The sequence below is a fragment of the Acinetobacter higginsii genome (assembly GCF_000369845.1).
Taxonomy (GTDB): Bacteria; Pseudomonadota; Gammaproteobacteria; order Pseudomonadales; family Moraxellaceae; genus Acinetobacter; species Acinetobacter higginsii.
Genome location: NZ_KB850216.1, coordinates 38,441 through 62,683, shown reverse-complemented (window position 1 = coordinate 62,683; position 24,243 = coordinate 38,441). Strand labels below are relative to the sequence as shown.

The following is a 24,243-nucleotide window of genomic DNA, read 5'->3' as shown; positions in this document are numbered from 1 at the left end:
CGAACGCTGTCTACCTTCAGATCACGGTTTAGGCCATATTTGATATTGTTACCATCTTTGGTCACCGTCAGATTTTCTTCGCCTGCAACTGTACCGATATCAACCGTGTCACCTGCTTTGATTGGTGCTCCGTTAGCGCCATTACTTTGCAGATTCCAGCCTTTGTCCAGTTCTGAAATCGCTGCGCCAACATTGGTGACATTATTGCCATTTACCGTATAGCTTGGTGCAGTTACTGAACCATCTGGATTCACGGTTGAACCACCACCCAAATGATTTGCGGTTGACTCAGCAAGATTTCCTAATGCTTGTTGGGTTGAGTAAAGTTGTGAACCGTTAATTGCATCGGTACTTGTTTCACTGACACGACCTGCCGCAACATTGGTAATTTGGCGTTCGTTGCCTTCACTGCCCACACTCACCACACTGCTTGGACTGGTGCCTGCATAGTTATAAGTAATGTCTCCAACTGTACCATTCGATGTTGGATTGGCTGCGGAAGTGACTGAGCCAGAACCTAACGCCACATCATTTGCATTAGTCGCCACAGCATTAGAACCCAGTGCCACACCACGGCTTGCTTGTGCATTGGCATTATCACCTAATGCAATAGCACCCGCTGCTGCTGCAACAGAGGTATGACCCAAAGCGACTGAGCCTTGGCCAATGGCTTGGTTTTCATAACCCAATGCAACAGCCCCATTGGCAACGGTATTTCCAGCTGTATCGCCTGCCGCGATGTTATCTTTACCTAATGCAATTGCACCATCACCATTAGCGACATTAGGGTCGCCAATTGCAACAGCCCCATCTCCTGTCGCACGCTGACCTCGACCAATAGAGACTGCACCGCCATCACCAGTTCTAGAATTGGCAGTGGTTCCTTCAGAACCAATTGCTACATTTTTGCCAGTTGCACCTGTTACAACTCCATTCCCCATCGCGATATTGTCGCCGCCTGATCCTGCTGCTGTCGCAGCATTACGCCCAATCGCAATATCATTATCACTTGTACCTTTTGCACCAGTACCCAAAGCAATAGCATCTGTCCCAATGGCATTTGGCGCCGAAGCTGTATCGTTCTGTGCACCCCCTGTACTACTACCAATTGCAATCCCACGTACCCCTGTCGTGTTTGCCGAGTTACCTAAAGCAATCCCTCCTGTTGCACCAGATGCCACAGTCGCAGTATTTCCTTGTGCGATAGAGAAATCAGCTAAAGCATTCGTCCCTCTACCCATTGCAATAGCAGTATTGCCATTGGCTATGTTATTCACCCCGATTGCTGTATTGGAAGTCCCTTTTGAGACGTCATTCCCAATCCCCAATGCCGTGTTGTAAGCATCACTTGCAAGGTTACCTTGACCAATTACAATATTATAACCTGCTGAACTTGGATTGGCTGCTGGGCTAATTGTGTTATTACTTCCAATCGCAGTCCCTCCACCAAGGTTAGATATTTTATTATTTTGACCTACTGCAGTTCCTCGACTCGCATAGTTTCCCGCGCCTGATGGATAATTATTAGTTCCTGTCCCACGGCGATTCCCGATCTGTTGTTGAAGTCCAATATTTGTTCCTGTTACTTCACTGCCGGCACCAATGGCTACAGATTCAAGTGTGCTTGCATTGGTTCTTGTTCCGACTGCAACAGCATCTTCATTGGCTCGTGCAGATGTCGCGGGATCATAATTTCGGACACCAGAAGCACTACCAATCGCTACACCTTGCTTTCCATCTACAGTGGCTGAAAAACCTAAAGCGATCCCCCCTGTCGCACCTTTATTGACGGTTGCCACATTACCTTGAGCAATTGAATAATCTGCATCGGCATAACTTTGACGACCAAAAGCAATTGAGGTTTGACCAGTCACTCGGTTGGCAATACCAATTGCAATGCTATTAGTCCCTACGCCTGTTCCATCTGGATTAGATGCAGCATCATCAACAATTTGATTGCCCACTCCCATCAGGGTGTTATATCCCCCTGTCCCAACTGCACTGTTACCCTGTCCCATCAACACATTATGAAAATTACTGCTTGAACTTGAATTATTAGCCGTTCCGACTACTGTTGCACCTCCACCCCCCCTAATCGTATTTTGACGACCTACAGCGGTCGAGCCTGTAAGTACCCCACCCGTATTTCCGGTCGGTACACCAGCACCATAAGCAACATTTCCCGTACCGCGACGGTTCACCAGTCCTTGCTGCCAAGTTGAGTCAGTTCCTGAGATGTTATTACCACATCCCACCGCAACACTCCCACCACCATTTCCTGTTGTTCCATTGGTAATACTGGCCTGTCCCCCCATACCACTACATTGGTCATTAGACGGCGAAATGGCCATACTCGACCCATTACTGGAAGCTCCACCACCTGTATTTGTAGCAGCAAAAGCCCCTGTGCTAAAAAACACAGAACTGAGTGCAATCACAATTAAGCTCGGTCTAAGCAGAACGTGTTGATATTGAGAGTTAGATAATGAAACTGCTGTTTTAATTGAGGTATTTGCAGCGACATTTCGTTTTTTTGTTACGCCACGGGCGTTTTCTGAAACCACGGTCCATATATTTAGGCTTTTGTTCCAGACCAAGCGATAGATTTTATTCATAAATAGGTACTTTTATGTAGTTCATACCCGCACGAATATAAAAAAATAATACCTACAAACAATTAACAATCATGCTACATTTTTAACAATTACATCACATTTTTGGTAATTTTAATGAATTATTCCTCAAATGCATAATTAAGCACATATTCAACAAAAATAATAAACATAATGGGACTTTTTAAGAATAAATCACAACTGTATATTTAGGCTCAGGTATAAGTGTGTCATCTCGACATTCAAAACCTTTTTATTTCTATGCTATGAAAAAACAAATACTTAACATCCATAACGATTATTTAAAATTAATTGTGGATACCGCAACAACATTTGGTGTCCCAAAAGCTGAAGTCATTCGCTATTGCCAGATTCCGTTATCGTTACTGACTGATAATAACAACCATAAACGTATAAGTTTTGACCAATGGACAGATATTATTATTCGACTATTAGAACTTTTACCCGACAAAGCGGTCGGTTATCAGTTTGGCTTAAACTGTAAACTCACCTCGCATGGTGCACTCGGTTTTGTCATTATTACCAATAGCTCGATTGGTAAAGTACTGGTAGATTTACAGAAATACTATAGTATGCGTATCCATAAAATGGATTTGTCGGTACTCAGTAAAAATAATAAAATTATCATTCGCTTTAATCCACTTTATCAACTTCCTGTTCATTTAAATGAAAGTAAGAAAAATACTGTAAATAAATTTTTTATTGAAAGTGCTTTAATTGATATTGTGAATAACCTACAAATGGTCACCAACTTTAATTTAACTAGTGTCAATATTCATGTGACTTGGGATAAAGAGGCTTATCATTCACTTTATGAAAAACGCTTACCCAATTTTCATTTTAATCAAGACTACAATCAGATTACCTTTGACCAAAAATGCTTAGACCTCCCCCTGACCTTTAGTTCAAATAGTGCCTACCAACTTGCAATGGAAATGGTGAATAAGGAATACCTTTTCTATCAAGATCAGGATAATAAAATTATTTTAAAAGTGAACCAGCAATTAAAATTTACTCCAGGTTTAGGTTTTCCAAGCCTGACCGATGTTGCAGATAAATTAAAATTATCAGAAAGAACCTTAAAAAGAGAGTTATCTCTTGCCAATACGACCTTTTCCGCTCTGCTGCAATCAAAGAAGTTCGAACTTGCCAAAAAGCTGATTGACTCGAATCGTAATATTCAAGAAATTTCTGATTTACTCGGTTATAGCCATATCAGTGCCTTTTCTAGAGCATTTTTAAGTTGGACAGGAAAAAAACCGAGTGATTATATTCGGGAACAACGAGTTTCAATTAAAAATTTTTATATACAGCAATCTAAGAAGTTATATAAAGAATAAGGTATGTTGAATATTGATTAAATTAACATTCAACACCATTAACCACAAAATTATACATAATATGCATTTTTTACCTAAACTATTCCATTATTTAAAAAAGGAAGATACATTATAAAAACTCAATTTCATCCTCAGTTGTTTTGCCCTGAATGAGACAACTGAGGCTTTTTATTCAAAGAGTAAATTAATAATGAATTGCATTATTCATTATTAAATAAAATTCGCTATTTTAGATAGCACCCAGTTTACCCTCAGTTGCCGATACCCCGAATTAGGCAACTGGGGCTTTTTAATTTTAACTCGATCTATTTATTATTTATTCGTCTTATAGATTTCGTTGATTCACACGTTTTGATAACGCTTCTGCAGACTCTTTTCGTTCAGAATAGCGATCGGTTAAATAAAGACTTTGCCCACGCGTAAGCAAGGTAAATTTATAGAGCTCTTCCATCACATCTACGATACGATCGTAATAAGAAGATGCTTTCATGCGTCCATCTTCTTCAAACTCTAAAAAAGCCTTCGGAATTGAAGACTGGTTTGGGATGGTAATCATCCGCATCCAACGTCCTAAAATACGCATTTGATTAACACTATTAAAAGACTGTGAACCGCCACTCACTTGCATAAGTGCCAAGGTTTTTCCCTGTGTCGCACGAATTGCGCCGCCAGCCAAAGGAATCCAGTCAATTTGCGATTTAAAAATCGAACTCATGGAACCATGACGTTCAGGTGAACACCACACCATGCCTTCTGACCATGCTAACAACTCATGCAATTCTTTTACTTTGGGATGCTCACTATCTGCATCCTCTGGTAAAGGCAGCCCTTTAGGATGAAATATTTTTACTTCTGCACCAAATTCCTCCAAAATTCGACCCGCTTCCATCACCGCTAAACGGCTATAGGAACGCTCACGATTCGAACCATATAACAATAAAATACGGGGTGCATGATCCAGCGCTTTAGCTTGAACTTTTTCCAATGTAGGTTGATCAAGAAGATTTACATCAATATTTGGGAGCGTCATTACAATTACACCGATTTAAAAATATTTCTTTTTTAGCCACAAAGACACACTGACCAGCGCAATCAATACAGGGACTTCAACCAATGGCCCAATCACCGTGGTAAATGCCACAGGTGAAGCCAAACCAAAGGTGGCAATCGCAACCGCCAATGCCAACTCAAAATTATTACCTGCTGCGGTAAATGAAATGGCTGTCGTTTTGGCATAGCCATTGCCTATCCACTTACTCATAAAGAAGCTGATAAAGAACATGAGTACAAAGTAAATGGTCAATGGAATCGCAATACGAAGTACATCTAAAGGCAAGCTCACAACCTCTCCACCTTTCAAGCTAAACATCGCTACAATGGTAAACAGTAAAGCCAACAAGCTGAGCGGGCTGATCTTGGGCAAAAACACATGCTGATACCAGTCTAAACCTTTGGCGCGTACCAAGATCAAACGAGTCAGAAACCCAAGCAAAAATGGAATACCCAGATACACCAAGACAGCATGGGTAATGGTCCAAAAATCAATATGGATCACTTGCCCTGCAATACCAAAGTACGGCGGTAAAAACGTGAGGAATAACCAAGCATAAGTACTAAAGAATAGAATCTGGAAGATACTATTGAAGGCAACCAAGGCCGCGACATATTGATTATCACCACAAGCCAAACCATTCCAGACCAGCACCATCGCAATACAACGGGCCAAACCAATCAGAATCAGTCCTGTCATATATTCTGGATAGTTATGCAAAAAAATAATGGCTAATGCAAACATCAGAACAGGCGCAATAATCCAGTTCTGCACCAAGGATAAAGTTAAGGTTTTCTTATCTTTAAACACTTGTGGCAAGGTCGCATAATCCACTTTGGCTAAGGGTGGATACATCATCAAAATCAAACCGATTGCGATCGGGAGATTGACTGAATCGACACTCATTTGGTTTAAGCTGACTGAGGCTTGTGGCATAAAAATACCAATGGCAATGCCTACAGCCATGGCGATAAAAATCCAGAGCGTTAGGTTACGATCTAAAAAGGACAGTGTTTTCATGGCATTTTAATCACAACAATTTTTGGGTGCTAAGCTGTGCAGGTCTGGAAATAGGGTCACAGCTTGCATCTCCAAAACCGATAAAATCTCATGCCCCCAAGCTGGTAGTTGTGGATTGATACGGTAATACACCCATTGCCCCTGACGGCGATCTTGCAACAAACCCGAAGCACGTAATAACGCCAAATGACGCGAAATTTTCGGTTGGCTTAATTGTAGTTTTTCAGTCAGATCACAGACGCACAACTCCTGATGCTGGGCTACCAACATCACGATATTTAACCTTGTTTCATCTGATAAGCATTTAAAAAAATCAACAGCTTGCATTTCTCGATCCCCTTTCAATCTGTAATCTCACGGCACCTATTTACTGAATTCGCTGACCATGTTCATCAATCACCTGTTCGCCATCTTCTTTGCGAAATGCGCCTTTTTGAGGGAATGGTAAAATGTCGAGTACAAGTTCCGATGGTCGACAAAGACGTGTGCCCAACGTGCTAACCACAAAGGGACGATTAATCAGAATGGGATGTTCAAGCATAAACTCGATCAGTTGAGCATCACTCCAATCTTCACGATCAAGTGCCAACGCACGATAAGGCTCAACATTTTGGCGAATTGCATCTCTGACAGTTAATTGTGCATCCCGAATCAATCCAACCAACTCATCATGGCTTGGTGGAGTAATAAGGTATTCAATCACGGTTGGTTCTACCCCAGTATTTCGAATTAAAGCCAATGTATTGCGGGAAGTACCACACGCGGGGTTGTGATAAATGATGATGTCTGACATGACGTGCTAATCTGATAAATTGAATGAAACCAATATATATGTTTTACCATATATATGTAAATCCATATATTAAAGCAAAATGAAGATACCTAAAAATATATGATTAAAGTCATATGAATAAGATTTTATAAATTTTCAATGATTACTGTTTGGCGAAGAGCGCTTTAGATTGATAACGGATGAAAACGCATCCTAAAATGAGCTAAATCGTTCTAACTCATCAATCAGTTGCTTCTTTAGTTCATCATCATAAAGGTTGAATTTTAAGGTTTGGGTATAATTATCAACAAAGATGAGACGACTAAATTCACTGTTGACCAAACCTTTAGCAACTAAGAAGGCCTGATAAGCCGAAAGTAACACATTCAAACGATGATTCAGCGGTTTTTGGTCTCGTATTGTGGGCACTTTATTCTGCATATAAACAACTCCTCAATTTTCTAAGTCCCGCCCCTTTATTTAAAATAATCTAAAGTTCTATGGATAAGTCGTTCTCAATTTTTGTTATTGCAGTTTTTATTATATAAATCACGATAATGTTTTTAGATGACACTTTTATGACAGCTCTAACTTTCAGCAAAAATCAATGAACATCAGCTAGATAAGTTTTCCTGTATAGACTATGCTGCTTAAGCCACTTAAAAGCGATATCTCACAATGAACGATACATGTCTTTTAACAGAATTAGATCTCATCATTAATTATTATGTGACGAGAAATGGCTATCGGCCGACCCGAATTATTTTAGGTTATAAGACCTATGGCACACTAATGCAGGATCAGCGTTTTGCCGATGAGGTCATAAACTCAGCCCTTGATCCCAATAAGCGTAAATATAAGAAACTGAAAATTAAAGTCACCAAAGATGATCACCAACTCGAGTTAGAATAATCTAAATCACCCAGCGTCAGTATCATTTTCCTATCGGAACTAAAACATAGAAATTCCGAATCAAATAGTAGAAAATTGACAGCTCTAAATATTTTAAATGTAGTCACGACATGATTATCAAAGCGTCTCAGGATGACCATCTTACTTTATTAAATATATGGGAAAAATCAGTCCGAGCGACCCATGATTTTTTACCAGAAACCATGATTGCTGAATTAAAACCGTTAATTTTGAATGAATATTTCCATCATGTTCAGCTAAATAAATATGTGATTGATCAACAGATTGTAGGATTTCTAGGTACCAGTGATGACAATATTGAAATGTTGTTTATTCTGCCTGAGTATCGAAGATCAGGGATTGGTAAAGCCTTACTCGATTTTGCAGTCAAACAACTTCAAATCTATAAAGTCGATGTGAATGAGCAAAATCTGCAAGCGGTTAACTTCTATCAGAAAATGGGATTCCATACTGTGAGTCGTTCCGAACTTGATGGTCAAGGTAACCCCTATCCGCTTTTACATCTACAAATTACAGCTTGAACGAACTTGAGCTAAGCTGAGTCTTGCTCAAAAATAAATACTTGCTCAATCCTCAGACCAAATGCATGTGCAATTTTAAAGGCTAATGACAGACTGGGATCATAGCGACCCTTTTCTATGGCATTAATAGTTTGCCTTGACACGCTCACATAATCCCCCAAGTCGCTTTGTGACCAACCTTTGTGCTTTCTTAAATCGGGTAAATTATTCTTCATCTATATTTCCAAGTTCCAACCGCTGTAGCAATAGACCAAAGCATTGCCATCATCGGCCAAATGATAAACATGGTTAATTTTGGAAATCCAACATTTTCTAAAAATCCATAGCTAAAGCTAATGAGAGCAGTGCCAACAAAAGCAAGACCCAAGGCTTGCAATTGTATCTTTTGCTGCAACTCATCAAAACGTTTGAATTGCTTAATAATGATCAATGCAATCATCAGTGCAGGCAATATTGGCATTAATGAAACAACAATTTTAAGCCATTGTATCTCAATAAAATTTAATGCCTTTAATGATCCCACCAAAACCACGATATATAGTGCAATTGCAGCAATCAACTCAAATGAATTCCGATAGTTTTTCATAACCCACCATGTAAAGTAAACTTTACATTAATATATGAGTTCAACTCTTCAATGTAAAGCTTACTTTACATATTTTTCATTCTTAAACAGAAAACTGGTCATCTGGTTCTCGTCGAATTGATCATTTTGAAAGACAAGTTAAGCAAATGAGTCACTGAGCAAATTTACTTTTTCTTCTAATATGCGCCTACTGAATAGTAACCTTCGAGCTTTAGGTTCACATGACTCAATCGCCAAAAGTTAAACGCAGTTTTCTCAAAACACAAACCGCGCAAAAAATGCTGAATAGCCCTGCGAGCCGTCAAGCACGCAAGATCCTCTCTAATGCGCGAGATCGTATTTTACGTGGACAACAGCTTGCGCTCTCAGGCAAAACACCTTTTGATATTGTGTACCAGCGTGAAATCATCAGCCTACGTCACTACACAGCTGCGACTGACAGCACGGTCAAGCATCGTATTCCATTGGTGATCGTGCCACCCTTGGCAGCCAATATGCTGATCTACGATTTGTTCCCAAATCGCAGCTTAGTCCGTTATTTTCTAGCCCAAGGTTTTGATGTTTATCTGATTGACTGGGGCACGCCGAGTCTACGTCAAGCCAAATATAATCTTGGCACTTACGTTAAAACTTTTATGCCAGACTTTATCGAAAAGATTCGAGAGCATAGTGCTCAACAACAACTGTCACTGTTTGGTTGGAGTTTGGGTGGGGCGTTATCGCTTTGCTATACAGCCTTATCACAAGATAAAAATATTCGAAACCTGATGATTTTAGCCTCACCGATTAACACGCATAAATCAGGTTATATGGGCAAGTTTTATCAGCGTCTCACCGTTCCTGCGCAATGGATTCGCAGTAATACCAAATTCCGTATTCACCAAGTACCCAGCCGTGTCTTTCATATTCATGGCTGGCAAAATACCTTGGGGTTTAAACTCACCGATCCGATTGGAAACTTTAAAAACTATTGGGAGTTGTTAAAGAACCTCGATGATCGCCAATTTGTGATTAACCATGCTACCTCAAGCTCTTTTGTGGACAATATGCTGGCTTACCCTGGTGGTGTCATGCGCGATATTATTTTGCGTTTCTGGATTGATAATGAGCTATCAACAGGTTCTGTTCAATTTGGTGAGCAAAGCGCGAATCTAAAAGACATCGATTGTTCAGTACTGGCAATTGGCGGTAGTAGCGACATTATCGTCACCGCAGAAGCAGTACGCCCACTCATGGATTTAATCAGCAGCAGCGACAAGCAATTTGAAATTGTACCGGGTGGCCATATGGGCCTCGTCTCAGGCAGTCAAGCACCACAGTTGGTCTGGCCTGTGGTCACACAATGGTTAGCACCACGTTCTGAATAAATTGCTTCATACTAAAAACAAAAAAGCTGCCATCATCGGCAGCTTTTTAATATCGATCTCGCTTAATCATGCAAAATGCTGATAACGATGCAATACCAAACCTTCAACATTGACAGGTGTACCTAATAAATAACCCTGTAACTGGTTACAGCCGAGACTGGTCAAAATATCTGCTTGCTGTTGGGTCTCTACCCCTTCTGCAGTGACAATTAAACCTAATTTTGCAGCCAAATGGATAATGCTTTCCAGAATCGCTTCTTCTTTTGAATTTGGTTTGAGATCAATTAAGAAGCCACGATCAATTTTGAGTTCATCGACAGGTAAATCTTTTAAATATAAGAAGCTTGAATACCCAGTGCCAAAGTCATCAATCGCAATGCGGATGCCAAGCTTACGCAAACGCTCCAAAGTACGAATACTGGAATCAATATGATGCATAGCCGTGGATTCAGTAATTTCAAGAATGAGATGATGCGGTTGGATTTGGTATTGTTCTAATAATTGTTCGAGGACACTAAATAGCTTTTTATTTTCGAATTGTAATGCAGAGAGATTAACAGCAATTGGATAAAACGGACTATTACTTCGTTCCCATTTCTGGATTTGCTGACAGGCTTGTTCCAGTGCCCAATACCCCATTGGAATGATCAAACCCGTTTTCTCTGCCCCTTCAATAAACATTTGCGGGGTCAGCAGTCCCAGTGTTGGATGCTTCCAGCGAATCAGGGCTTCAACACCACAGACTTCATAATTGCATGTAAATTTAGGTTGATAGAACAATACAAATTGTTGTTCATCGACGGCTTTGTACAGATCATTGATCAATTTAGACTGACTACGTACATCTTGCTGATCTGACATTGTATGGAACATGGTATAGGTATTACGGCCCTGATCTTTTGAGATCAGCATGGCAACATCAGCATTAATCAGTAAGTCTTGAACATTGGTGCCATGTTCAGGATACATGGCAATCCCGACACTGGCAGAAATATTAATATCTTTTGCCGCAATCAAATAGGTTTCTTGGATGCAATGCAAGATATCTTCTGAAAGCTGCATTGCTTCATTGAAATCTGTATCTTCCGAAATTAAAACAAACTCGTCACCACCAATACGAAACAGCTTATGATTATCACCAAGCTTAGTGTATAAACGGTTTGCCATCTGAATCAGTAGCTGATCACCAATATGATGCCCAAAAGCATCATTCACGGATTTAAAACGGTCTAAGTCAATATATAAAAATGCTGCTTTCTGGCCATTTAAGCGATGATGATTAAACACCACTTCGGCATGTTCAGTCAGGTATAAACGATTCGGTAGCTTTGTGAGCGCATCATGTAAGGACTGGGTAGCAAGCTCTTTGTTGATAAGCGTAAGTTGTTCATTGCGTTCTTCTAACCGTGCTTCGAGTACGGCAACCGCAAAGCCTGCAACTAACACCAGACTGGTAATAAAGATAATCGTAAATAATAAGACGCTTTGCTCTGTCTGCTCAGAAGTCAGGATTTGCGCTAGGCTTTCATCAAAATAAGTCGCAGCCATACCCGTATAATGCATGCCAACAATACTTAGCGCCATTAACACGGCAACCACTGCTTTGAGTAAAGTACGGTAGGTAACTGCGGTTTTATATTTAAAAATGAAAAAGAAACTTAAGCCTGAACCACTGATTGCAATCAATACAGAACACAACACCAGTAAAGGATCATAATGCATGGCATGATTTTCAATGCTCAATGCGGCCATACCGGTATAGTGCATCCCCGATATACCGAGTCCCATAAATACAGCGCCAAGGATTAAGCGTGGTATCGGCCAAGTCGGTCTTGAGGTCAGCCAAACAGCAAAAATAGAGGCAGCTGCGCCAATCAAATAAGAAAGTACAGTTAAATTAACATCAAAGTGATAGCCTTCCGGCAAATGGCTAGCCAGCATTCCCACAAAGTGCATTGACCATATCGCTAACCCCAAGATTAGCCCGCTCGCAATCAAAATGCTTTTTTCAAACTTTTTATAAGCACCTTTAAAAACGAGTTCTTCCATCGAAACTGCAGCGTAACATGTCGCGACTGCAACCAAAATGGAAACGATGACCAATGTGCTATCGTAATCAACGTGAACCATAAAGGACTTCCATGATTATTCAGTACTTTTTTTTATATGATGAGCAAAATGCCCGAAATCCGAACGACGTTTTACACCCAAAGAAGCCATGAATATGGTATTCATAAACTTTCCTTAACAATAACATCATCTAGCATAAGGTCAAGTCTTTTTCACTTTATAAATCAATAGAATAAAAGCACATTTTCATTTCAAACCAATGAAAAATCTTGTTTTTTTATTACATTTTTTTTACCAAAAGACTCATTTTATTTTGCTAAATCATTTTAATTTTTAAGTTATTTCAATTTGTTTGTTTTTAATCGTGCAGATACCCCAAAGCATGCAACACTTTTTAGTTTAAATCATCGCTGCAAATGAGCAACAATATGATCAAAACATAAACAATATAAGCTTATTTTTCAAGCTATATTGTTATAACTCTGTTATCACAGCCCATAAAAAAGCCCTTGTACAAACAAAGGCTTTTAAAGATTAAACTAGAACTTAGTTCTTCTCTTTATCTACGATTTTGTTTGCTTGAATCCAAGATACGAAAAAAGATGAAAGCACTGCTTTCATCTTTTTGAGGCGCGTAAAGATAAACATAAAAAACCCACTCAAATAGAGTGGGTCTTCGCGTTCAAATCAATTGATTCGAGAAATTAGTTTTTCTCTTTATCAACAATCTTGTTCGCTTGAATCCAAGGCATGAGTAGGGAAATAGAAAAGCATCGCTTTTCCCCTACGCAAGAGAGAAGCTATGCTTCGCTAACGTACGTAACATTAGGATTTTCCATAAAAAACCCTTGAATAAACAAGGGTCTTTATTTGACTTAGAAAAAATTAGTTCTTTTCTTTGTCTACGATTTTGTTTGCTTGAATCCAAGGTACGAAAAAAGATGAAAGCACTGCTTTCATCTTTTTGAGGCACGTAAAGATAAACATAAAAAACCCACTCAAATAGAGTGGGTCTTCGCGTTCAAATCAATTGATTCGAGAAATTAGTTTTTCTCTTTATCTACGATTTTGTTCGCTTGAATCCAAGGCATCATCGCACGTAACTTATTACCCGTTACTTCGATACCATGTGCAGCATTTTGACGACGACGAGCAGTCATTGATGGATAGTTCAACGCACCTTCTTGGATGAACATCTTCGCGTATTCACCAGATTGGATACGTTTCAATGCATTACGCATTGCTTCACGAGACTGTTCGTTGATTACTTCAGTACCAGTCACATATTCACCGTACTCAGCATTGTTAGAAACTGAGTAGTTCATGTCTGCGATACCACCTTCGAACATCAAGTCAACGATTAACTTAAGTTCATGTAAGCATTCGAAGTAAGCCATTTCTGGTGCATAACCAGCTTCAACCAAAGTTTCGAAGCCCATTTTAACCAATTCAACCGCACCACCACAAAGAACTGCTTGCTCACCGAATAAGTCAGTTTCAGTTTCTTCACGGAAAGAAGTTTCGATGATACCTGTACGGCCACCACCTACGCCTGAAGCATAAGAAAGTGCAACGTTACGTGCATTACCAGAAGCATCTTGATGGATCGCGATTAAGTCAGGAACACCTGAACCACGTTGGTATTCAGAACGTACCGTGTGACCCGGTGCTTTCGGTGCAACCATGATTACGTCTAAGTCTTTACGTGGAACAACTTGGTTATAAAGAATAGAGAAACCATGAGCAAATGCTAAAGTTGCACCTTCTTTGATGTTTGGTTCAATCACGTCACGATAAAGTTGAGATTGGAACTCATCTGGCGTCAAAATCATGACTAAGTCAGCTTGAGCAACCGCAGCTGGAACTTCAGAAACTTTAAGACCTGAGTTTTCAGCTTTTTTCCAAGAAGTAGAACCAGCACGTAAACCAACAGTTACGTCTACGCCAGAATCTTTCAAGTTAAGTGCGTGCGCATGACCTTGAGAACCATAACCAATGATTGCAACTTTCTTGCCTTGGATGATTGATAAGTCACAGTCTTTATCGTAAAAAATTTGCATCTGTTTTCTCCATGAAAACTTTAAAATATGTTGGGTATTTCCCCCTCACCCTAACCCTCTCCCCAAGGAGAGGGAACTCCTTCTCCCTCTGGGAGAAGGTTGGGATGAGGGTTTTTAAAAACTTAAATTGTTAAAACTTTTTCGCCACGCGCGATGCCTGATACACCAGAGCGTACAACTTCAAGAATGGTATTTTCTGCAAGCGCATCAATAAAACCATCAATCTTGTCCGTTGTACCTGCGATCTGAATGGTATAGGTCGTTGGTGTTACATCAACGATTTGGGCACGGAAGATGTCAGCTGTACGTTTAATTTCCGCACGTGCTGCACCCAAGGCTTTCACTTTGATCAACATCAATTCACGTTCGATGTGTGAACCTTCTGACAAATCAACCACTTTTACCACTTCAACCAATTTATTCAGTTGCTTGGTGATTTGTTCAATTTTGTGATCATCGCCATAAGTCGTTAAGGTTAAACGAGATAAGGTTTCATCTTCGGTTGGTGCAACATTCAGTGTCTCAATGTTGTAATTACGTTGAGAAAACAACCCCACCAAACGAGAAAGCGCACCAGCTTCATTTTCAACGAGTACAGAAATAATATGTCTCATTATGTACGCTCCCCTTTGCCTAACCACATATCTTGCATTGATTGCCCAGCAATCAGCATTGGATATACATGTTCTGTACGGTCTACCATGACATTAATGAATACACATTTATCATTAATTGCCATCGCTTCAGCTAATTTAGATTCCAGCTCATCCGCATGATCAATCTGAATACCAACATGACCGTAAGCTTCCATTAACTTGGCAAAGTCTGGTAATGAATCTACATAAGAACTTGAATGACGTCCTTCGTAGTTCATGTCTTGCCATTGCTTTACCATGCCCAAGGCTTGGTTATTTAAGCAAAGGATCTTCACATTCAAGCCATATTGCTTACATGTCGATAATTCTTGGATACACATCTGAATCGATGCTTCACCAGTAATACAAACCACTTGCTGATCTGGGAATGCTAACTTCGCAGCCATTGCATATGGCAAGCCAACACCCATGGTGCCTAAGCCACCAGAGTTGATCCACTGACGTGGACGTTTGTATTTGTAGTAGTTCGCACCAAACATCTGATGCTGACCAACGTCTGAAGTAATGATGGCTTCACCATTGGTCACACGATCTAATGCCTCAACCACTTGCTGAGGTTTCATTACACCATTTTGACCTGCTTCATAACGTAAGCCGTGTACTTTGCGCCACTCATTAATCTGAGACCACCATGCTGCAATTGCTTCAGGGTTTGGCTTAGATACATTCATTTGTTTCAATTGAGCCAACATTTCTTGAAGTACAGGTTCTACCGCACCCACAATTGGGATATGCGCCATAATCGTCTTCGAAATGGTTGCTGGATCAACATCAATATGAATCACTTTGGCATTGAGACAGAATTTTGCAGGGTTATTGGTTACGCGGTCATCGAAACGCGCACCAATGGCCAAAATCACATCTGCATTATGCATTGCCATGTTGGCTTCATAGGTACCATGCATCCCTAACATTCCCACGAATTGTGGATCGTTACCAGGGAAAGCACCTAAACCCATTAAGGTATTAGTGACTGGATAACCTAATAAATGTGCAAGTTCTGTCAATAAGCCAGATGCATTACCTTGAACAACACCACCGCCCGTATAAATCATTGGGCGTTTAGCCGTAATCAACTCATCAATCGCTTTACGAATTTGACCTGAGTGACCACGTGAAGGCGGTTGATATGAACGCATCTTCACTTTTTCTGGATATTCGTAGGCAAATTTTTCTGCAGGGTTGGTCGCATCTTTCGGAATATCAACAACGACTGGACCCGGACGGCCAGACGAAGCGATATAGAATGCTTTCTTAATGATTGCAGGAATTTCACTTGCGTGACGCACTTGGAAACTGTGTTTTACGATTGGACGAGAAATACCAACCATATCGGTTTCTTGGAACGCATCCTCTCCAATAAGATGGCTTGCAACCTGACCAGACAAAATCACCATTGGGATTGAGTCCATGTAGGCTGTTGCGATTGGAGTGACGGTATTGGTAGCGCCTGGTCCAGAAGTGACCAGTACCACACCTGTTTTACCTGTTACGCGTGAGTATGCATCTGCCATGTGACCAGCAGCTTGCTCATGACGCACGAGGTAATGGTTAATTTTGTCTTGTTGAAATAGCGCATCATAAATATGTAATACAGCGCCGCCTGGATACCCAAAAACATGCTCTACGCCTTCGTCCGCAAGCGCACGAACGAGCATTTCACCACCAGATAAAAGTTCCAACGTGATTCACCCTAGTATTTTGCACAATTTATGGGAGACATAAATTGTGTTCATTCATTAACTTTTGCACTTCTTATAAGTGTGCGTATTCTACTCGTTTTTGCTGCAATAGGAAAAATTTTCTGAGACTCATCAGCCGTATAAACTTGATGACATCTCGAATCAAAATGTGCTGGGATAAGCATATTTCAAAAAATCATTCTCTCGGCTAGAAAGAATGTCCATTGCAAGCCATGACATTTATTCGAAGGGTGATCAAATAAACACATATAAAACTTGAGAAAGCATTCTTGTTTCTTTCATAAGCAATGTCAAGAACAAAGAAAAGGATTTTAACGAATATTTTTTAGCTGCCGTTTTTTTAAACACATTTCACAGAATAATTTGGTCTTGTTAAACGCCCATTTATCAAAAAACTATTTTCTTTTTGCTTTAAAATAGGCATTGTAAACTGCTTATTTAGACACTTTGATCGAATATATTCAGCATTCTCTTGGGGAGATCAAATATGAAAATATCTTATTTAAAAACAATCTTATACACAATTGCGACAACAACATTGCTACTCTGCTCCAGCCAAAACTATGCGCAACAATATTACAAATGGGTCGATGCCAATGGTTCAACCCATTACACCACCACCCCACCGCCGAAAGGGGCAAAACGTTTGGACAAAGTTTCAACGTATGGCAATAGCCATCAAAGCACCAATCCAACGAATCAACAAAGCCATCAAGCGAATCCTGAAGTCACACCGAATGTAACACAGCAAACATCGCCGACAGCGCCATCCACTCCAGCGAACTCAGTTAAACCACAAAGTCCTCCTCCTGCCGCAGCATCATCAGAGCGCTAAATAGCGATCTAAACCTGCAAGGTCATCTTCAACACGGCGGCCTTGCAGATAAAATCCCGATCTAAAAACTGACATTTCCTACAATTTTGCGCTATGCTGTGCAGCAATCTTAACTTTACTTTTTTGTTGTATCGCATATCCCTATGACGACTTCTCACATTGACTCCGAATATCAAGCAAGTGCCATTGAGCCTCAAGTTCAACAAGACTGGGACAATCGCAAAGTTTTTAAAGTTGCAGACACTGTAGAGGGCAAACATCGCTATATCCTGTCGATGTTCCCGTACCCAAGTGGCAAACTGCACATGGGGCATGTGCGTAACTACACCATTGGTGACGTGATTAGCCGTTTCCATCGCTTAAAAGGCGAAACAGTATTACAACCAATGGGTTGGGATGCATTTGGTTTACCCGCTGAAAATGCAGCGATTGCTCACCAAGTTGCACCAGCAAAATGGACTTTTGAAAACATTGCCTACATGCGTGACCAATTAAAAAAATTGGGTCTGTCTGTCGACTGGGATCGCGAATTTGCAACGTGTACACCAGAGTACTACCACTGGGAACAATGGTTATTCGTACAACTTTATAAGAAAGGCTTGATCTATCGTAAGTTATCAACCGTGAACTGGGACCCCGTTGACCAGACCGTACTTGCGAATGAACAAGTTGAAAATGGTCGTGGTTGGCGTTCAGGTGCATTAGTTGAAAAACGCGATATTCCAATGTACTACTTCCGCATTACCGACTATGCACAAGAATTATTAGACGATTTAGATACGTTAAAAGATGGTTGGCCACAACAGGTCTTAACCATGCAACGTAACTGGATTGGTCGTTCAACGGGAATGGAAATTACCTTCCCTTCTGCCAATCCAGCAATCTATGCAGATGGCCTAACTGTTTATACCACGCGCGCGGATACCTTGATGGGTGTGACTTATGTTGCTGTTGCAGCAGAACACCCAATGGCACTAAAAGCGGCTGAAAACAATCCTGAACTTGCAGCCTTTATTGAAGAATGCCGTATGGGTTCAGTTGCCGAAGCAGATTTAGCCACTGCTGAAAAGAAAGGTATGGCAACAGGTTTATCTGTTAAGCATCCAGTGACTGGCGCTGAACTTCCTGTTTGGATTGCCAACTATGTATTGATGTCATACGGTTCAGGCGCTGTGATGGCGGTTCCTGCACATGACGAACGTGATTTTGAATTTGCCAATAAGTTCAACTTGCCAATCAAACAAGTGATCGATGCCCAAGATGCTGATGATGCAGCGTATTCTGCAACTGAATGGCAAGAATGGTACGGCTCGAAAGATGGCAAATTGGTTAATTCGGGCGAGTTTGATGGTTTAGCATTCCAAGCTGCTTTTGATGCCTTCCTTGCAAAATTAGAACCACAAGCTTTAGCAAATTCTAAGGTTCAATTCCGTTTACGTGACTGGGGTGTATCTCGTCAACGTTATTGGGGTTGCCCAATTCCAATGATCAACTGTAACAGCTGTGGTCAAGTCACTGTTCCAGAAGATCAATTACCTGTGGTATTACCAACCGATGTGGTTCCAGATGGTTCAGGTAACCCATTGAACAAGATGCCTGAATTCTACGAAACCAAATGCCCTAGCTGTGGTGGCGATGCTCGTCGTGAAACCGATACCTTGGATACCTTTGTAGAATCCTCTTGGTACTATGCACGTTATGCCTCTCCAGACTTTACTGGCGGTATGGTAAAACCTGAAGCAGCACAAAGCTGGCTTCCTGTGAACCAATATATCGGTGGTGTTGAACATGCAATCTTGCACTTACTTTATGCACGTTTCTTCCATAAATTGATGCGTGATGAAGGTGTGGTACAAGGTAATGAACCATTTACCAACTTGCTCACTCAAGGCATGGTGTTGGCAGATACCTTCTACCGTGAAGCAGAAAACGGCAAGAAAACTTGGTTCAACCCTGCTGACATCGAATTAGAACGTGACGAAAAAGGTCGTATCCTGTCTGCGAAATATTCAGGTGATGGTCAGGAAGTTGTGATTGGCGGACAAGAAAAAATGTCTAAGTCAAAAAACAACGGTATCGACCCACAAGCGATTATTGATCAATACGGCGCAGATACTGCTCGTGTCTTCATGATGTTCGCTGCACCACCAGATCAATCACTCGAATGGTCTGATGCAGGTGTTGAAGGAGCTAACCGCTTCTTGAAACGTGTATGGCGTTTGGCTGCAGGCTTCTTGGAAAAAGGCAATCAAGCAACAGCGATCGATACTGCAAACTTATCAAAAGATGCGCAAGATTTACGTCGTAAAACCCATGAAACCATCCAAAAAGTGGGTGATGACATCGAACGTCGTCATGCGTTCAACACGGCAATTGCCGCATTGATGGAATTACTCAATGCCAGCAATAAGTTCGAAGCAAAAGATGACAATGATGTAGCTGTTGCACGTGAAGCAATCACCACATTGCTCACCTTACTTGCACCATTTGCACCACATTTGAGTCAAACTTTGTTAACTCAGTTTGGTTTGGAATTAACGACGATCGAATTCCCGCAAGTGGATGAGTCAGCGTTAACCCGTAATACACAAACGATTGTTGTACAAGTGAATGGTAAACTTCGTGGTAAGTTAGACGTCGCAGTCGATATCTCAAAAGATGATTTATTGGCATTGGCAAAAGCCTTACCAGAAGTGCAACAATTCTTGACTGGCCCTACCAAGAAAGAAATTGTGGTACCAAATAAACTTGTTAACTTAGTAGTTTAATAATCCTTTCTAACCTCTCTTAAAAAAGAGAGGTTTCCCCCTTCTATAAGAAAAGGGATTAGAAGAGATTTCATTCGAGGAATAAATATGCACTTAGCGCAACGTGCAGCTGCTATCGTACTCACTTTAGGCCTAAGTGCAGGCTTAGTCGGCTGTGGCTTTCATCTAAAGGGAAGTAATCCAACAGCAGCGCCACTGGTCTATAACAAACTCACGCTCGCCATGCCTGCGAGTACAAGCGAACTTGAAAATAAGCTTAGTATTTATCTCAGCGCGACCGGTGTTCAACTGAGTAATGCCAATGATGCTTATGTACTTCGTATATTGGATTACACCCCTCGCCGCCAATTACTGAATGGTAAATTGACAGAAGTGTTGTTACGTTTAACAGTGACCTTCCAGATTGAAGACCGCCAAGGCAAAAAAATTACCGAACCCCGTACCTTAACCGCTTCTCGTACCTATCAATACGACGTGGCAACGGTCAACACTGATAACCAACAAGAAGCTTATCTAAACCGTATTGTGATTGATGATGTGGCGCAGCAAATTACGCGTCAAATCGCAGCCAATCGTTTACCTAAAGCTCAACCTTAATTTGTCATTATGAAACTAGATTATGTTCAAGCCTTAAAACGTGTTGATGAGGCTCGCGGTGCATGGATTATGCATGGACAAGAGCCTTTGCTTGAACAAAATCTGCTCGACACTTTTCGTAAAAGCTGGCAACAACAAGACGTTGAACGCCAACGTTATGACATTAGTAGCGTCAATGACTGGAAAAATGTCTTTAATGCACTCAACAGTTTATCGCTATTTTCGCAACAACTTGCAATTGAAGTACATGGCAATATCAAACCCGATGCCAACGGCTTAAAACTGCTGAAGCATTATATTCAACATAATGAACATAACCTCTTACTGATTGTTTTACCGAAGCAAGACAGCAGCAGTTTAAAGTCGGCTTTTTTCCAAGTGGTCGAAGCCAATGGTGTTGTGGTTGCGCTGACGGCGACCTACCCACAAGACCGACAACGTATTTTAAGCATCGAAGCCGAAAAACTGGGGATTCAACTGAATCATGATGCTTGGCAATGGTTAATGCAGCATCATGAACATAACTTGTTGGCTGCTAAAAACAGTTTAATGCGGGTTGCGGATACTTTCCCCGATATCCAACAGATTCAGATTGAACAATTGTATTCCTGCTTACAGGACCAATCGCGTTATACAACTTATGATTTAAGTGATGCCTTGCTTGCTGGAAACTTGGCGCAGTCAGTCAAGATTTACCAATATCTAATCGCTGCGGGTGAGCCTGATAGTCTGATTTTATGGACCCTAAGCAAAGAAATGCGCTTACTGATGCAGCTATTTGAACAGCCACATAATGCGATTCAACTTGGGATCTGGAAAACCAAAGTATCACAATATCAACAAGCTCTACGTCGTTTAAATCCGCGACAATTCCTAACTTGGTCTGATTTATTGTTGCGTATTGATGCTGCGATCAAAGGTATGTCCAAAGAAAATCCAGAACAGCTGATGCTACAAGCCTTAGCTGAACTGTGTGGTACTACACTGTTTGCTCAACCTGCTTAGAGCATTCATCTCCATCACATAATAAGAATAATGGATCAACGCATGTCATTCCATTTAAGCCCTGACCAAATCAAGCAGATCAAAAATCTATTCCAACAAGCTGACAGCCTGATCATCAGTGCAGGTGCTGGTATGGGCGTCGATTCAGGTCTGCCTGACTTTCGAGGTAATCAGGGCATGTGGCAAGCCTATCCCGAGCTAGGTAAACAACGTATCGATTTCACTGAAATTGCCAATCCATCCGCATTTAAACGGCATCCTCGTTTGGCTTGGGGATTTTATGGACACCGTCTGGCATTGTATCGTCAGACCACACCCCATTCAGGCTTTCTACAACTGAAGCAACTGGCAGAAATATTAGATCTACCCACTTTTGTATTTACCTCGAATGTCGATGGCCAATTTCAAAAAGCGGGATTTAATCCTGATCACATTTATGAATGTCATGGTTCGATTCATCATCTGCAATGTCTGGACGCATGTACACCGACCATTTGGCCCGCAGATAAATTAAGGCCAGAAATCGATCATCAAGACTGTCAATGGCGGGGGCAATTGCCACAATGCCCACACTGTAGCGGTCTGGCACGACCAAATATCTTAATGTTCAATGATATGGGTTGGTTAAGCCACCAACATGATCAGCAGGCAAAACGCTTAAAAGCTTTTCTAAAAGATCATCAGCGTCCAGTTGTGATAGAAATGGGTGCGGGTACAGCCATTCCAACCGTGCGTTATTTTAGTGAGCAATTTGCGCCAGGTCTGATTCGAATTAACCTACGTGAATATACGCTCCCAGTACAAGGTGGTATCGCCCTTGCAACAACAGCCGAACAAGGAGTGCGTAGTATTTATCAGATTTTTATAGAATAACTTATCGGCAAAAAAGCAAATAATTCTCATTCTAGATTAAAAATATTCACGCTTTATCCTTATTTCACTTTTATACTAAGTCCAGTTTTTCACTTTTGACCTGCTGCCATGCCAAAAACAAACGCAAAAAAAATCCAACCTCGTAAAATCATTATGATCGCTATCGGGGTGCTGATTATTGCAGCGCTCGGATGGATGTTCTTCAAACCCAAAGCCCAAGCACCACAATATATTAGCGCTGAAGTCTCTCGCGGCGATATCGAAAATTCGGTATTGGCAACAGGGGTACTGGAAGCCACTAAAATGGTGAGTGTCGGTGCGCAGGTATCGGGTCAGGTGAAAAAAATGTATGTGCAATTAGGCGACCAAGTTAAACAAGGTCAGTTAATCGCACAAATTGATTCCATTCGCCAAGAAAACGAACTCAAAACAGCCGATGCCAGTATTAAAAATCAACAAGCGCAGCTGGCAGTACAGCAAGCCAATTTAGCCAAAGTTGAAGCGGAATATAAACGCCAACAAGCCATGTATAGCCAAGATGCCACTTCGCGTGCTGAACTTGAAAGCGCATTGGCAAACTTTAAAACAGCTCAGGCACAAATTGCGTCAATTAATGCACAGATCGAGCAATCTCGCCTGACCTTGGCAACTGCGAAAGAAGATTTAGGTTATACCCGTATCGTGGCACCGATGGATGGCACCATTGTGGCGATCGTGACCGAAGAAGGTCAAACCGTAAACGCCAACCAGACTGCGCCAACGATTGTGAAATTGGCCAAACTCGACACCATGACCATCAAGGCACAGATTTCTGAAGCCGATGTCATGAAAGTTGAACAAGGTCAAACCGTGTATTTCACCACTTTAGGCAATAGCGATAAAAAACATTACGCTAAATTGCGCCAAGTGGAACCTGCACCAAATTCGATTAATACCGAAACCAGCAGTAGCAGCAGTTCATCAACATCGAATGCTGCGGTGTACTACAACGCTTTATTTGATGTACCGAATGAAGACGGCAAACTTCGTATTGATATGACCGCACAGGTTTATATTGTGTTGGCAGAAGCAAAGAATGCACTGACTGTGCCTGCGGCAGCCATCCAAACTCAACGTGGTAACCGTGCTAAGGGTAGCCAGGCCAATGGTGCTTCATCAGCTGATCAAGCGAAAAAACCGGATGCTGACAAGACACAACGTCCAAAACGCCTAGAGCTCAGTGAAGAAGAAAAAGCACTGGTTGCACAAGGCAAAGCTTCAACAGGTATGGTTCGTGTCTTACAAGCTGATGGTACGGCTCAACCGCAACCAGTATTGATTGGCCTGAATAACCGTGTCACCGCACAAGTGCTGAAAGGTTTAAAACAAGGTGATCAAGTGGTGATTGCAGATGCCTCAGACAGTTCAAATGAAGCAGCCAAACGTAGCAATCAACGTGCAATGAGAATGTAAT

General features: G+C 41.2%; 22 protein-coding genes. 10 read left to right on the top strand and 12 right to left on the bottom strand.

Annotated elements, in window-relative coordinates:
* Window positions 1-2,615: ESPR-type extended signal peptide-containing protein (locus tag F885_RS21270; RefSeq protein ID WP_005319285.1), on the bottom strand; the 2,615-nt coding region annotated here is incomplete at its 3' end.
* Between the two features lie 263 nt (window positions 2,616-2,878).
* Here F885_RS21270 and F885_RS06570 point away from each other — a divergent pair.
* Entirely contained in the window at window positions 2,879-3,973 is a 1,095-nt protein-coding gene (locus tag F885_RS06570) for an AraC family transcriptional regulator (protein WP_032859577.1), read from the top strand.
* 325 nt (window positions 3,974-4,298) lie between these two features.
* Here the strand turns inward: F885_RS06570 and arsH are convergent, their stop codons facing one another.
* From arsH to F885_RS06595, 5 genes are all read right to left on the bottom strand, one after another.
* On the bottom strand, window positions 4,299-5,003 hold the full coding sequence (gene arsH / locus F885_RS06575) for an arsenical resistance protein ArsH (RefSeq protein ID WP_004804349.1): 705 nt from the start codon (window positions 5,001-5,003) through the stop codon (window positions 4,299-4,301).
* Window positions 5,004-5,018: 15 nt separating this feature from the next.
* Window positions 5,019-6,044, bottom strand: a complete 1,026-nt coding sequence (gene arsB / locus F885_RS06580) for an ACR3 family arsenite efflux transporter (protein ID WP_005319279.1) — start codon at window positions 6,042-6,044, stop codon at window positions 5,019-5,021.
* A gap of 6 nt (window positions 6,045-6,050) precedes the next feature.
* Window positions 6,051-6,371: a metalloregulator ArsR/SmtB family transcription factor gene (locus F885_RS06585; protein WP_005206842.1), complete on the bottom strand. Its 321-nt coding sequence runs from the start codon at window positions 6,369-6,371 to the stop codon at window positions 6,051-6,053.
* 40 nt (window positions 6,372-6,411) lie between these two features.
* Entirely contained in the window at window positions 6,412-6,837 is a 426-nt protein-coding gene (arsC, locus tag F885_RS06590) for an arsenate reductase (glutaredoxin) (protein WP_005206840.1), read from the bottom strand.
* A gap of 192 nt (window positions 6,838-7,029) precedes the next feature.
* Entirely contained in the window at window positions 7,030-7,257 is a 228-nt protein-coding gene (locus tag F885_RS06595; RefSeq protein WP_005206838.1) for a hypothetical protein, read from the bottom strand.
* 237 nt (window positions 7,258-7,494) lie between these two features.
* Here F885_RS06595 and F885_RS21125 point away from each other — a divergent pair, with 237 nt between their 5' ends.
* A complete protein-coding gene (locus tag F885_RS21125) occupies window positions 7,495-7,728 on the top strand; it encodes a hypothetical protein (RefSeq protein WP_004804338.1) in 234 nt (77 codons plus the stop codon).
* Between the two features lie 110 nt (window positions 7,729-7,838).
* Window positions 7,839-8,270, top strand: a complete 432-nt coding sequence (locus F885_RS06605; RefSeq protein ID WP_005206836.1) for a GNAT family N-acetyltransferase — start codon at window positions 7,839-7,841, stop codon at window positions 8,268-8,270.
* Between the two features lie 11 nt (window positions 8,271-8,281).
* Here the strand turns inward: F885_RS06605 and F885_RS06610 are convergent, their stop codons facing one another.
* Together F885_RS06610 and F885_RS06615 are read right to left on the bottom strand one after the other, a co-directional pair.
* Window positions 8,282-8,485 carry a helix-turn-helix transcriptional regulator gene (locus F885_RS06610; protein WP_005206827.1) on the bottom strand — a complete coding sequence of 68 codons (204 nt, stop codon included), beginning with the start codon at window positions 8,483-8,485 and terminating at the stop codon, window positions 8,282-8,284.
* Window positions 8,482-8,856: a hypothetical protein gene (locus F885_RS06615; RefSeq protein ID WP_005319274.1), complete on the bottom strand. Its 375-nt coding sequence runs from the start codon at window positions 8,854-8,856 to the stop codon at window positions 8,482-8,484. Before F885_RS06615 ends, F885_RS06610 begins: the two co-directional genes overlap by 4 nt.
* 221 nt (window positions 8,857-9,077) lie before the next feature.
* On the opposite strand from F885_RS06615, the gene F885_RS06620 reads away from it, so the two are divergent.
* Entirely contained in the window at window positions 9,078-10,223 is a 1,146-nt protein-coding gene (locus F885_RS06620; protein ID WP_005319271.1) for an alpha/beta fold hydrolase, read from the top strand.
* A 66-nt stretch (window positions 10,224-10,289) separates the two neighbouring features.
* Here the strand turns inward: F885_RS06620 and F885_RS06625 are convergent, their stop codons facing one another.
* The 4 genes from F885_RS06625 to F885_RS06640 form a co-directional block, all read right to left on the bottom strand.
* Window positions 10,290-12,353 carry a putative bifunctional diguanylate cyclase/phosphodiesterase gene (locus F885_RS06625; protein ID WP_005319268.1) on the bottom strand — a complete coding sequence of 688 codons (2,064 nt, stop codon included), beginning with the start codon at window positions 12,351-12,353 and terminating at the stop codon, window positions 10,290-10,292.
* A 983-nt stretch (window positions 12,354-13,336) separates the two neighbouring features.
* Window positions 13,337-14,353, bottom strand: coding sequence for a ketol-acid reductoisomerase (ilvC, locus tag F885_RS06630; protein ID WP_004655853.1), 1,017 nt, complete (start codon window positions 14,351-14,353; stop codon window positions 13,337-13,339).
* A 122-nt stretch (window positions 14,354-14,475) separates the two neighbouring features.
* Window positions 14,476-14,967, bottom strand: coding sequence for an acetolactate synthase small subunit (ilvN, locus tag F885_RS06635; RefSeq protein WP_004804329.1), 492 nt, complete (start codon window positions 14,965-14,967; stop codon window positions 14,476-14,478).
* Entirely contained in the window at window positions 14,967-16,691 is a 1,725-nt protein-coding gene (locus F885_RS06640) for an acetolactate synthase 3 large subunit (protein WP_004804328.1), read from the bottom strand. Before F885_RS06640 ends, ilvN begins: the two co-directional genes overlap by 1 nt.
* Before the next feature lie 508 nt (window positions 16,692-17,199).
* Between F885_RS06640 and F885_RS06645 the strand changes: the two genes are divergently transcribed.
* The 6 genes from F885_RS06645 to F885_RS06670 all read left to right on the top strand — a co-directional run bounded on the left by F885_RS06645 (window position 17,200) and on the right by F885_RS06670 (window position 24,242).
* Window positions 17,200-17,547, top strand: coding sequence for a DUF4124 domain-containing protein (locus F885_RS06645; protein WP_005319264.1), 348 nt, complete (start codon window positions 17,200-17,202; stop codon window positions 17,545-17,547).
* Between the two features lie 143 nt (window positions 17,548-17,690).
* Window positions 17,691-20,315 carry a leucine--tRNA ligase gene (gene leuS, locus F885_RS06650; RefSeq protein WP_005319262.1) on the top strand — a complete coding sequence of 875 codons (2,625 nt, stop codon included), beginning with the start codon at window positions 17,691-17,693 and terminating at the stop codon, window positions 20,313-20,315.
* An 87-nt stretch (window positions 20,316-20,402) separates the two neighbouring features.
* Entirely contained in the window at window positions 20,403-20,912 is a 510-nt protein-coding gene (locus F885_RS06655) for an LPS-assembly lipoprotein LptE (protein ID WP_004804322.1), read from the top strand.
* A 9-nt stretch (window positions 20,913-20,921) separates the two neighbouring features.
* A complete protein-coding gene (gene holA, locus F885_RS06660; RefSeq protein WP_005319259.1) occupies window positions 20,922-21,917 on the top strand; it encodes a DNA polymerase III subunit delta in 996 nt (331 codons plus the stop codon).
* Between the two features lie 42 nt (window positions 21,918-21,959).
* Window positions 21,960-22,790, top strand: a complete 831-nt coding sequence (locus F885_RS06665) for an SIR2 family NAD-dependent protein deacylase (protein WP_005319255.1) — start codon at window positions 21,960-21,962, stop codon at window positions 22,788-22,790.
* Window positions 22,791-22,898: 108 nt separating this feature from the next.
* A complete protein-coding gene (locus F885_RS06670) occupies window positions 22,899-24,242 on the top strand; it encodes a MacA family efflux pump subunit (RefSeq protein ID WP_005319253.1) in 1,344 nt (447 codons plus the stop codon).
* Window position 24,243: the final 1 nt, after the last annotated feature.